The organism is Pseudomonas sediminis (assembly GCF_002741105.1).
Classification (GTDB): domain Bacteria; phylum Pseudomonadota; class Gammaproteobacteria; order Pseudomonadales; family Pseudomonadaceae; genus Aquipseudomonas; species Aquipseudomonas sediminis.
Window position 1 is genome coordinate 787,263 of the sequence record NZ_NIQU01000001.1, and the last position, 12,551, is coordinate 799,813.

Genomic DNA, 12,551 nt, shown 5'->3' on the forward strand with positions numbered 1-12,551 from the left:
TGTCGTTTCCGGCCGATAGCCGAACTGGCCGGCCGGCCATCCGTTCAAGTAAGCTGCGCGGCCAAACCGTTCCACATGCTTTCGAGGTTTCTCATGCCCTGGTTACAAGTCCGTCTCGCCATCACACCTGAGCAGGCAGAAACCTACGAGGACGCCCTGCTGGAAGTCGGCGCCGTGTCGGTAACCTTCATGGATGCCGAAGATCAGCCGATCTTCGAGCCGGATCTGGGCACCACGCCGCTGTGGTCGAACACCCATCTGCTGGCCCTGTTCGAAGCTGATACCGACGAAACCGCGCTGCTTGCCCACCTGCAACTGCTGTGTGGTGGCGCACTGCCGGAGCATCATGTCGAGCGTATCGAGGATCAGGACTGGGAGCGCAGCTGGATGGATGGCTTCCAGCCGATGCGCTTTGGCCAGCGCCTGTGGATCGTACCGAGCTGGCACGCTGCCCCGGAACCGGATGCGGTGAACCTGCTGCTCGATCCGGGCCTGGCCTTCGGCACCGGCACTCACCCGACCACCGCACTGTGCCTGGAATGGCTCGACGGCCAGACACTAGATAACTGCAGCGTGATCGACTTCGGTTGCGGCTCGGGCATCCTCGCCATCGCAGCCCTGTTGCTCGGCGCCCCGCAGGCGGTCGGTACCGATATCGACCCGCAGGCCCTGGAAGCCTCGCGCGACAACGCCTCGCGCAACGGTATCGACCCGACCCGCTTCCCGGTCTATCTGCCCGCCGACATGCCGCAACAACCCGCCGACGTGGTCGTCGCCAACATCCTCGCCGGCCCGCTGGTTTCCCTGGCACCTCAGATCACCGCGCTGGTCAAAGGCGGTGGACGCCTGGCGCTGTCGGGCATTCTCGCCGAACAGGCCGAGGAAGTCCGCGCCGCCTATACAGGTGCGTTCGACCTCGACCCAACGGCCGTCAAGGACGGCTGGGTGCGCATCAGCGGCGTCAAGCACTGAACCGCGCGCAGTCGTTGCGTTAGACTAGCTGCTTGGATTTTCCGGACCCGCGCATGAGCGAAAGCCACGTCACCCAGTGCCCCAATTGCCGTACCAGCTTCCGCGTCAGTCAGGCGCAGCTGGCTGCTGCCCATGGTGCCGTACGCTGCGGCGCCTGCCTGCACGTGTTCAACGCTGCCGAGCAACTGTTTGGCCCCCGTGCGAGCACACCTGCACCAGCGGCAGCCAACGTGGCAAGTGCTCCGCTCAAGACCCAACCCGACACCAGCAAGCAGCCAGCGACCAAGCCCGCCGACGATACCCTGTGGATCCATGACGACCTCGACCTGGACAGCCTCGACCTCGATGAGGAACTGGCCAGACTGGAAGAGCAGGAACAACAGCTGTCACAACAGTTCCTCGCGCTGGAACAGGCGCCGCGCTATGCCGAGAACTTCGGCAGCCGCGCGACAGATGAACGCGAGGATGCGCACGACGAAGCCTGGGCCGAAGCCCTGCTGCGCGACGAACCAGTCAAGCGCGAGCGCGACAGCTTCGAACTGCAGCCTACCGAGGAACAGCCAGAGCCCGCAGTTGCACCGGAGCCCAAAGCCGCCATTGAATTCACCCCCGTCACACCCCGCAAGCAGCAGCCCATCGCCGACGACCTCGACGAAGCCGACGAGCCGCGCCTGGGTGATCTCGATGACGAGCAGGACGAGCCCGAGCGACAAGACGAAGATCAGCGCACGAAAAGTGAAGCCCCCAAGGTAGCGCGTAACGAGCCGGGTCTGCGCGAGGAGCGCCTGTTCGAACTGGACGACGAGCCCTTGCAACTCGACTGGCGCCAGCCACAGGGCACGTCCTGGGGTCGCCTGTTCGGCTGGGGCCTGCTCAATCTGCTGGCGGTGGGCGGCCTGCTGGCGCAGTACGCGGCCTACAACTTCGACGAACTGGCACGCCAGGACCGTTATCGCCCCTGGTTCGAACAGCTGTGCCCGAACATCGGTTGCAGCCTGCCGTCGAAAGTCGACATCAGCCAGATTCGCAGCAGCAACCTGGTAGTGCGCAGCCACCCGGAGTTCTCCGGCGCGCTGATCGTCGACGCCATCCTCTATAACCGCGCCTCCTTCGCCCAGCCCTTCCCGCTGCTGGAGATGCGCTTCGCCGACCTGGGCGGCCAACTGGTCGCCAGTCGTCGCTTCAAACCCAGCGAGTACCTTGCTGGCGAGCTGGCCGGGCAGAGCGAAATGCCGCCGCAGACGCCCATTCACATCTCCCTGGACATCCTCGACCCGGGCACGCGCGCGGTTAACTACAGCCTCAGCTTCCATTCCCCCGAGTAGCCTGAAGGGGCCGCGACCCGTGGTCGCAGGCCCTTTATCTAACTACTGGCGATAAGCCCATAGCTGTTCAGAATTTGTTCAAAACGACCTTTATCCGGTCATCCAGAGCGGGTATCATGCCCACCCTTTCGCGAGCACCGAACCACCATCGTTTCCCCTGAGGACACAGTGGAGGCCAGGTGTCGATCGCCCTTTGTCTCAACTGCGCACCAACAAGCAGGGACGCCCCATGTCGGCCCCACGTATTGGCCCTTACACATTGCCCAATCGGTTGATCCTGGCTCCCATGGCCGGCGTCACCGATCGCCCGTTCCGCCAGCTGTGCCGCCGTCTCGGCGCTGGCCTGGTGGTGTCGGAGATGGTCACCAGCGATGTGCGCCTGTGGAATAGCCGCAAGTCCAGCCTGCGTTTGATGCACGCCGGTGATCCCGAGCCGCGTTCAGTACAGATCGCCGGCGGCGACCCGCAGATGATGGCCGACGCGGCGCGCAAGAACGTCGAGTTGGGCGCGCAGATCATCGATATCAACATGGGTTGCCCGGCCAAGAAGGTCTGCAACAAGGCCGCCGGCTCCGCGCTGCTGCGTGACGAGCCGCTGGTACGTGAAATCCTCGATGCGGTAGTCGGTGCGGTGGACGTACCGGTGACCCTGAAGATTCGCACTGGCTGGGATCGGCAGAACAAGAACGGCATCACTGTAGCGAAGATCGCCGAAGATGCTGGCATTGCTGCGCTTTCCGTCCACGGTCGTACCCGCGCCGACCTGTATACCGGCGAAGCCGAGTACGACACCATCGCCGCCATCAAGCAGGCGATATCGATTCCGGTGTTCGCCAACGGCGACATCGACTCCCCACAAAAAGCCAAGGCCGTGCTCGACGCCACCGGCGCCGACGCCCTGCTGATTGGCCGTGCCGCCCAGGGGCGGCCATGGATATTCCGTGAAATCGAGCACTACCTGCGTACCGGCGAAACCCTGCCGGCACCGAGCGTGCTCGAAGTGGAACGCATCCTGCTGGAACACCTGGCCGCACTGCACGCCTTCTACGGCGAATTGATGGGCGTACGCATCGCCCGCAAGCATGTCGGCTGGTATCTCGCAACCCTGCCGGGCGCCAGGGAGTTTCGCGCCCAGTTCAACCGTCTGGACAGTACGGACGCACAGTGCGCCAACGTTCGCGAGTTCTTCAGCGAACGGCATAACGATGGAAACGAGGTGGCCGCATGACGTTGATGACAGAGACCCTAGTGAGTGGAATTGCACCCGTGAGTGACAACACCAGCCTTAAACAGCACCTGAACACGCCGAGCGAAGAGGGTCAGACCCTGCGCGGCGCCGTGGAGAAGGCGCTGCACAACTACTTCGCCCACCTCGAGGGCGCGGACGTCACCGACGTGTACAACCTGGTGCTCACCGAAGTCGAAGCGCCGCTGCTGGAAACCGTCATGAATCACGTGAAAGGTAACCAGACCAAGGCTTCCGAGCTGCTCGGCCTGAACCGTGGCACGCTGCGTAAGAAGCTCAAGCAGTACGATCTGCTGTAACCCCGAACTCCCGAAAAGGGCGGCCCGCATGAGCCGCCTTTTTTGCTGATATCCCCGCTCTGATGGATAGTGAAATGACCGACCAGACCACCCTTCTGCCCGTGCGCCGCGCGCTGATCAGCGTTTCCGACAAGACTGGCGTCCTCGAATTCGCCCGCGAACTGGCCGCCCTCGGTGTCGAGATTCTCTCCACCGGTGGTACCTACAAGCTGCTCAAGGACAACGGCGTGGCCGCAGTGGAAGTGGCTGACTACACCGGTTTCCCGGAGATGATGGACGGCCGCGTGAAGACTCTGCACCCGAAGATTCACGGCGGCATCCTCGGCCGTCGCGCCCTGGACGGCGCGGTGATGGACGAGCACGGCATCAAGCCGATCGACCTGGTGGCAGTCAACCTCTATCCCTTCGAAGCCACCGTGGCCAAGCCTGATTGCGACCTGGCCGACGCCATCGAGAACATCGACATTGGCGGCCCGACCATGGTCCGCAGCGCGGCGAAGAACCACAAAGACGTGGCCATCGTGGTCAACACCGGCGACTACGCCGGTATCGTCGCCTCCCTCAAGGCCGGCGGCCTGAGCTACGCCCAGCGCTTCGACCTGGCCCTGAAGGCCTTCGAACACACCGCCGCCTATGACGGCATGATCGCCAACTACCTGGGCACCATCGACCAGGCGGCTGGCACCCTGTCCACCGAAGGCCGCGGCGCCTTCCCGCGTACCTTCAACAGCCAGTTCGTCAAGGCGCAGGAAATGCGTTACGGCGAGAACCCGCACCAGAGCGCGGCGTTCTACGTCGAGGCGAAGAAGGGTGAGGCCAGCGTTTCCACCGCCATCCAGCTGCAGGGCAAGGAGCTGTCGTTCAACAACGTCGCCGATACCGACGCCGCGCTGGAATGCGTGAAGAGCTTCGTCAAGCCGGCCTGCGTGATCGTCAAGCACGCCAACCCGTGCGGCGTGGCCGTGGTACCGGAAGACGAAGGCGGCATCCGCAAAGCCTACGACCTGGCCTACGCCACTGACACCGAATCGGCGTTCGGCGGCATCATCGCCTTCAACCGCGAACTGGACGGTGAAACCGCTCAGGCCATCGTCGAGCGTCAGTTCGTCGAAGTGATCATCGCCCCGAAAATCAGCGCTGCCGCTCGTGAAGTGGTGGCTGCCAAGGCCAACGTGCGACTGCTCGAATGCGGCGAATGGCCGGCCGAACGCGCTGCGGGCTGGGACTTCAAGCGCGTCAATGGCGGTCTGCTGGTACAGAGCCGCGACATCGGCATGATCAAGGCAGAAGACCTGAAGATCGTCACCCAGCGCGCGCCGAGCGAGCAGGAAATCCACGACCTGATCTTCGCCTGGAAAGTGGCCAAGTTCGTCAAATCCAACGCCATCGTCTACGCCAAGAACCGTCAGACCGTCGGCGTCGGCGCCGGCCAGATGAGCCGCGTCAACTCCGCCCGCATCGCTGGCATCAAGGCCGAGCACGCTGGCCTGCCGGTACCGGGCGCAGTGATGGCCTCGGACGCCTTCTTCCCGTTCCGCGACGGCATCGACAACGCTGCCAAGGCCGGCATCACCGCGGTGATCCAGCCGGGCGGTTCGATGCGCGACAACGAAGTGATCGCCGCCGCCGACGAAGCGGGCATTGCCATGGTGTTCACCGGCATGCGCCATTTCCGTCATTGATTGGCTGGTGGATGGCTTCGGCCATCCACCCACGCTCGGCATTGCTGGCAACGTAGCCCGGATGCAATCCGGGAACGCCCTCATTCGAAAGCCCCGGATTGCATCCGGGCTACGCTCAGGAGAACCCCATGAACGTATTGATCATCGGCAGCGGCGGTCGTGAACACGCCCTGGCCTGGAAAGTGGCGCAGGACAAGCGCGTCGAGAAAGTCTTCGTCGCCCCGGGCAACGCCGGCACCGCCGTTGAAGACAAATGCGAAAACGTCGCCATCGACGTGCTGAATATCGAGGCGCTGGCCGACTTCGCCGAGCAGAACGTGCAACTGACCATCGTCGGCCCGGAAGCGCCGTTGGTCAAAGGCGTGGTCGACCTGTTCCGTAGCCGCAAACTGGACATCTTCGGCCCTACCGCCGCCGCTGCCCAGCTGGAAGGTTCCAAGGCCTTCACCAAGGACTTCCTGGCGCGCCAGCAGATCCCCACCGCTGACTACCAGAACTTCACCGAAATCGAGCCGGCGCTGGCTTACCTGCGCGAGAAAGGCGCACCGATCGTGATCAAGGCCGACGGCCTGGCTGCAGGCAAGGGCGTGATCGTCGCCATGACCCTGCAGGAAGCCGAAGACGCCGTGCGCGATATGCTCGCCGGTAACGCCTTCGGTGAAGCCGGCTCGCGTGTGGTGATCGAGGAGTTCCTCGACGGCGAAGAAGCCAGCTTCATCGTCATGGTCGACGGCGAGAACGTACTGCCGATGGCCACCAGCCAGGACCACAAGCGCGTCGGCGACGGCGACAGCGGCCCGAACACCGGCGGCATGGGCGCGTACTCGCCTGCGCCGGTGGTCACCGCCGAGGTGCACAAGCGGGTGATGGACGAGGTGATCTACCCGACCGTGCGCGGCATGGCCAGCGAAGGCAACGTCTACACCGGCTTCCTCTATGCCGGTCTGATGATCGACAAGGCCGGCAAGCCCAAGGTCATCGAGTTCAACTGCCGCTTCGGCGACCCGGAAACCCAGCCGATCATGTGCCGCCTGGAAAGCTCCCTGGTGCTGCTGGTCGAGGCCGCACTGGCCAAGGCCCTGGACAAGGTCGAAGCCACCTGGGACCCACGTCCGACCGTGGGCGTGGTACTGGCTGCCGGTGGCTACCCGGGCGACTACGCCAAGGGCGACGTGATCGAAGGCCTGGATGAAGCCGCCAAGCTCGACGGCAAGGTATTCCACGCCGGCACCGCGCTGAAGGACGGCCAGATCGTCACCGCCGGCGGCCGGGTTCTGTGCGCCACCGCCATCGGCGCCAGCGTCGCCGATGCCCAGCAGCAGGCCTACCGCCTGGCCGAGAAGATTCGTTGGAATGGCATGTTCCATCGCAACGACATCGGCTATCGGGCCATCGCCCGCGAGCGCGGCGAGAGCTGATCGTTTGAGCGAAAATGCGGCACAAACAAGGCAAAATCGCTGTTTGTGCCGTATTCGCTCGAGCAAATGCTTGGCTATAATCCGGCCACTCATTTAGAAGGATTTTGCCCGTGCGCCGGCTCAGGATTGCCATCGGACTACTCGCCAGCTTGCTGTTGCTTGGCCTTGCCCTGACAGCCACGGCGAACACAGCCCCTACCGGCACGCACAGCTGGTCCTATCTGGTCGACGCCAGCGCCCGCCTGGGCCTCGAAGAAGTCCGCGCCCAGCGCCAACAGTTCAAACCCCTCAGCAAACAGTCCTTTACTTTCCCGCCCAGTGATCACGCTGTCTGGCTTCGTGCGGAGTTAGCACCGCAGCAGCAACCTGCCTGGCTGTGGATCTTTTCACCACGGGTGCAGTACCTCGATTACTACCTGCTGAGAGACGGTGTGCTGGAGCAGAACCTGCACACCGGCGAGGCCATGCCGCTGGATTCGCGACCGCTGCCGTCGCGCTTCTACCTGATGCCGTTGCCGAATGACGGCCAGGCCCGCGTCGCCTATGTCCGCCTGACCTCCAACCACCCGCTGATGACCTGGTTCAAGGTCATGGATCAGGCCGAGCTGGTCAGCCTGGAAAAGCCCGCCTACCTCTATGGCATGCTGTTCGGCGCCCTGCTGCTGCTGACCCTGTACAACCTCATTCGCTTCATCTACAGCCGCAGCGCCAGTGGTCTGTGGCTGGCCGGGGTTAACATCGGCCTGGCCGTGTGCTCCTCGGCCAACCTCGGCATCTTCGCCCAATGGCTGCCCAGCCTGGGCTACAACCAGTCCCTGATCGCCGACCTCTCTGCCCTGTTCGCCGCCTTCAGCGCGCTGGCTTTTGGCCTGAGCTTCATGCACGGCACGCCAGTACAGCACAGCCCCCTGAACCGTCTGCTGCGGGGTAATGCCCTACTGCTCCTTACCTATGCGCTGTGCATCGTCGTCACCGGTCTGTTCTGGTACAGCTCGCTGGTCTACCTGCTAGTGGCCCTGAGCGCGATCAACCTGCTGCTGGTGAGCGGCCTGCACTGGCGCGCCGGTTACCAGCCGGCACGCCTGATCGCCTTGGGCATGCTGGTGTTCAACATGGGCTTCGGTTTCTTCGTGCCGGTGCTGCTCGGCTTCGATCAGCTCAATCCGGGCTGGCTGGTGCTGGGCGTATTCAGCGTTGCCACTCTGGCCGGCCTGATCCTCAGCGTGTCGCTGACCGAGCGGCAGCGGCAGATCCAGCGCGACACCCTGCAGGAAAGCACCGCCCTGGCTGCCAGCAGTGCCGAGCTGAAGGCCAAGGCCGAGTTCCTGGCCAAGATCAGCCACGAGATCCGTACGCCGATGAACGGCGTGCTGGGTATGACCGAGTTGCTGCTGGGCACGCCGCTGTCGGCCAAGCAGCGTGACTACGTGCAGACCATCCACAGCTCGGGCAATGAGCTGCTCACCCTGATCAACGAAATCCTCGACATATCCAAGCTCGAGTCCGGGCAGATCGAACTGGACGACGTGCAGTTCGACCTCGGCGCGCTGATCGAAGACTGCCTCGACATTTTCCGCGCCAAGGCCGAACAACAGCGCGTGGAGCTGATCAGTTTCATCCAGCCACAGGTGCCACGGGTGATCAGCGGTGACCCAACGCGTCTGCGTCAGGCATTGCTGAGCCTTCTGGACAACGCCTTCAAGCAGACCGACGAGGGCGAGATCCTGCTGGTCGCCGCCCTCGACAGCAGCGACGGTCAACATCGTCTGCGCGTCGCCGTACAGGACAGCGGTCGTCCGCTGCTACCAGAGGAACGCGACGCCCTGCTCAACGCCGAACTGCAGAGCCGCGACTTCCTCTCCGCCACCCGCCTGGGCGGGCGCCTCGGCCTGATCATCGCGCGCCAGTTGGTACGTCTGATGGGCGGCGAGTTCGGCATCCAGGGCAGCGGCAACCAGGGCACAACCCTATGGCTGACCCTGCCGCTGGACGCCGCCCGCCTGGAACAACCGGAAGCCGACCTCGACAGCCCGCTACAGGGCGCGCGCCTGCTGGTAGTGGACGACAACGACACCTGCCGCAAGGTGCTGATGCAGCAATGCAACGCCTGGGGCATGCAGGTCAGCGCCGTGCCCTCCGGCAAGGAGGCTCTGGCCCTGCTGCGCACCAAGGCGCACATGCGCGAGTACTTCGATGCGGTGCTGCTCGACCAGGACATGCCCGGCATGACCGGCATGCAGCTGGCCGCCAAGATCAAGGAAGATCCGAGCCTCAACCACGACATCCTGATCATCATGCTCACCGGCATCAGCAACGCGCCGAGCAAGGTGATTGCACGCAACGCCGGGATCAAGCGCATCCTGGCCAAGCCGGTGGCCGGCTACACGCTCAAGACCACCCTGGCCGATGAACTGGCCCAGCGCCCCAACGACACTCCCGCCCAAGCAGCGCCAACTCCGGTCAGTACGCCGCTGAACGTGCCGGCCGACTTCCGCATTCTGGTGGCCGAAGACAACAGCATCTCCACCAAGGTGATTCGCGGCATGCTCGGCAAGCTCAACCTCAAGCCGGACACCGCCAGCAACGGCGAGGAAGCCCTCAGCGCGATGAAGGCGCAGCCTTACGACCTGGTGCTGATGGACTGCGAGATGCCGGTGCTCGACGGTTTCTCCGCCACCGAACAGCTGCGCGCCTGGGAAAAGAGCGAGAAACGCCCGCGTACACCGGTGGTAGCACTGACCGCGCATATCCTCAGCGAACACAAGGAACGCGCGCGTGCCGTCGGCATGGACGGCCATATGTCCAAGCCGGTGGAGCTGTCGCAACTGCGCGAGCTGATCGAGCACTGGATCGCCGAGCGCGAGCTGCGTCGCCAGCGTGATGCGCTGCCACACTGATAGTCTTCTTTACCTTCACTGCCTTTCTGCGAGCCTGCCACCATGGCGTCCGAGTTGTTCAGTCTGTACCTGAAGATGCTGGTGCTCTACAGCCCCTTCTTCGTCCTCTCCTGTTTCATCGGCCTCAGCCGCGGTTATACCCTCAAGGAACGCAAGCGCCTGGCCTGGAAGGTGGCGCTGGCGACGCTGATCGCCAGCGTGCTGCTGTACCTGTTCGGCAAACACATCTTCACCCTGTTCGGCATCACCATCGACGCCTTCCGCATCGGCGCGGGATCGGTGCTGTTCATCTCCGCCCTCGGCATGGCCCAGGGCAAGTCGGCGGTGCAGACAGACAACGTGCAGCAGGACGTGACCATCGTGCCGCTGACCATCCCCCTGACCGTCGGCCCCGGCACCATCGGCGCCCTGCTGCTGATGGGCGCCAGCCAGCCGCACTGGGACGACAAGCTGGTGGCCGTGGCGGCGATCTTCCTCGCCAGCCTCACCGTGGGCGTGGTGCTGTACCTGTCCAACCAGTTCGAGCGTCTGCTCGGCGACCAGGGGCTGCAGATCGTCAGCCGTTTGATGGGCCTGTTCGTCTGCGCCCTAGCCGCGCAGATCATCTTCACCGGGGTGAAGAACTACCTGGTGCCTTAAGACACCGAGCTTCGAGCCCTCAGTGCGCACAGCGCACCCTACCCCTCTCGATACCGTAGGGTGCGCTGTGCGCACCGCCGGCGCCGAAGAGCCTGCACCATTCGCTTGCAGGTCAGCCCCACCTCGGTGCAACGCCTCTCGCCAAAGCCCCTGCCGCTGCCCTGAAATCCCCGAAAATAAAGGCCTGCGCAAAACTGGCACCGTCATTGCTCTAGCGATTCCAACTTGGATACAAGATGGAATCTCTAAGCATGTCCAACGCACCTATCGCTTTCACCCTCGCGCGGTGGCAACAGGCCTACCGCGACGGCCAATCCCCTGCCGAGCTGCTGCACGCCCTGCGCCGGGAACTGCGCACCGATGACAGCGCCTGGATCGCCCTGGCCAGCGAAGCTCAACTCGATGCCCAGCTCGATGCCCTGGCCAACGCGCTGGAAAGTGCAGCAGGTGATCTGAACAAGCTGCCGCTGTACGGCGTGCCCTTCGCCATCAAGGACAATATCGACGCCGCCGGCTGGCCTACCACGGCCGCCTGCCCCGAGTTCTCCTACAGCGCCGAAGTCGACGCCACCGTGGTCGCGCGCCTGCGCGCCGCCGGCGCCATCCTGATCGGCAAGACCAACCTCGACCAGTTCGCCACCGGCCTGGTCGGCACCCGTTCGCCTCACGGCGCGGTGCCCAACAGCTTCAACCCGGCTTACGTCAGCGGCGGTTCCAGCTCCGGTTCGGCCAGCGTGGTCGCGCGCGGTCTGGTGCCCTTCTCGCTGGGCACCGACACCGCCGGTTCGGGCCGAGTGCCGGCTGGTTTCAACAATATCGTCGGGCTCAAGCCGACCAAGGGCCGGCTGCCCAATACCGGCCTGGTGCCGGCCTGCCGCACCATCGACTGCATCTCGGTGTTCGCCCTGACCGTCAGCGACGCCCTGACCGTGGCCAATATCGCCGGTGGCTATGACGCCGCCGACGCCTACAGCCGCAAAAACCCGAACAGCGCCAAGGTCGGCATGCCGGCCAAGCCGCGCCTGGCCGTGCCGGCCAACCCCGAGTTCTTCGGCGACAGCCAGAACCAGGCCGTCTATGAGGCGGCACTGGGCAAACTGCGCGAACTGGGCGCCGAGCTGGTGGAGATTGATTTCGCGCCCTTCCAGCAACTGGCCGAGCAGCTTTACTACGGCCCCTGGGTCGCCGAACGCACCGTCGCGGTGGAAGGCGTGAACCCCGAACACATCAACCCGGTGGTGCGTGGCATCGTCGAAAACGGCCACAAGTACAGCGCCTGCGACGCCTACAAGGCCGAGTACATTCGCGCCGAGCTGAGCCGCGTGATCAACGACGCCCTGGCCGGCTTCGACGCCATGGTGGTGCCGACTTCGCCAACCATCCGCACCCTGGCCGAGATGGAGGCCGAACCGGTGCTGTTCAACAGCCAGTTCGGCACCTACACCAACTTCACCAACCTTGCCGACCTGTCTGCCCTCGCCGTGCCGGCAGGGCTGCGTGCCGACGGTCTACCGGCCGGCATCACCCTGCTCGCCCCGGCCTGGCATGACCAGGCACTGGCCGCCTTCGGTCAACGCTGGCAGCAGGCCGTCAATCTGTCGCTGGGCGCCACCGGCAAGCCGCTCCCGGCTCAAGCAGCGAGCGACAAACCGGCACCCGGCTGCATCCGTGTCGCCGTGGTCGGCGCACACCTGACCGGTATGCCGCTGAACTTCCAGCTCACCACTCGCGATGCGGTGCTGGTGGAGCAGACCACCAGCGCCGCGCATTACCGCCTCTATGCCCTGCCCGGCACCGTGCCGCCCAAGCCAGGCCTGGCGCGTGTCGCCGAGGACGGCGCGGCGATCATCGTCGAGCTGTGGGATGTACCGCAGGCGCGCTTCGGCGAGTTCGTCGCCGAGATCCCGCCACCACTGGGCATCGGCAATCTGGAGCTGGCCGACGGCCGCTGGGTCAAGGGCTTTATCTGCGAGCCCTACGCGCTGGATGGCGCGCGTGACATCACCAGTTTTGGTGGTTGGCGGGCGTTTATCGCTGCACAGAACGCCAACGCAGCTAAGGCTTAAGGAGAGA

Annotated in this window: 9 protein-coding genes; all 9 read left to right on the forward strand. The window is 64.3% G+C overall.

Annotated elements, in window-relative coordinates:
* The first annotated feature begins 93 nt into the window (after positions 1-93).
* Positions 94-972 (forward strand): 50S ribosomal protein L11 methyltransferase, encoded by an 879-nt coding sequence (gene prmA / locus CDO35_RS03735; protein WP_099522633.1) that lies wholly within the window; start codon positions 94-96, stop codon positions 970-972.
* Between the two features lie 53 nt (positions 973-1,025).
* Entirely contained in the window at positions 1,026-2,297 is a 1,272-nt protein-coding gene (locus CDO35_RS03740; RefSeq protein WP_099522634.1) for a DUF3426 domain-containing protein, read from the forward strand.
* A gap of 229 nt (positions 2,298-2,526) precedes the next feature.
* A complete protein-coding gene (gene dusB, locus CDO35_RS03745; protein WP_099522635.1) occupies positions 2,527-3,525 on the forward strand; it encodes a tRNA dihydrouridine synthase DusB in 999 nt (332 codons plus the stop codon).
* Positions 3,522-3,842: a DNA-binding transcriptional regulator Fis gene (gene fis / locus CDO35_RS03750; RefSeq protein WP_003242613.1), complete on the forward strand. Its 321-nt coding sequence runs from the start codon at positions 3,522-3,524 to the stop codon at positions 3,840-3,842. Before dusB ends, fis begins: the two co-directional genes overlap by 4 nt.
* Positions 3,843-3,916: 74 nt before the next feature.
* Positions 3,917-5,524 (forward strand): bifunctional phosphoribosylaminoimidazolecarboxamide formyltransferase/IMP cyclohydrolase, encoded by a 1,608-nt coding sequence (gene purH / locus CDO35_RS03755; RefSeq protein ID WP_099522636.1) that lies wholly within the window; start codon positions 3,917-3,919, stop codon positions 5,522-5,524.
* 128 nt (positions 5,525-5,652) lie between these two features.
* Positions 5,653-6,942, forward strand: coding sequence for a phosphoribosylamine--glycine ligase (purD, locus tag CDO35_RS03760; RefSeq protein WP_099522637.1), 1,290 nt, complete (start codon positions 5,653-5,655; stop codon positions 6,940-6,942).
* 110 nt (positions 6,943-7,052) lie between these two features.
* Positions 7,053-9,839, forward strand: a complete 2,787-nt coding sequence (locus CDO35_RS03765) for a hybrid sensor histidine kinase/response regulator (RefSeq protein WP_099522638.1) — start codon at positions 7,053-7,055, stop codon at positions 9,837-9,839.
* A 42-nt stretch (positions 9,840-9,881) separates the two neighbouring features.
* Entirely contained in the window at positions 9,882-10,478 is a 597-nt protein-coding gene (locus tag CDO35_RS03770; protein ID WP_074936284.1) for a MarC family protein, read from the forward strand.
* A gap of 251 nt (positions 10,479-10,729) precedes the next feature.
* A complete protein-coding gene (gene atzF, locus CDO35_RS03775) occupies positions 10,730-12,544 on the forward strand; it encodes an allophanate hydrolase (protein WP_208019930.1) in 1,815 nt (604 codons plus the stop codon).
* Positions 12,545-12,551: the final 7 nt, after the last annotated feature.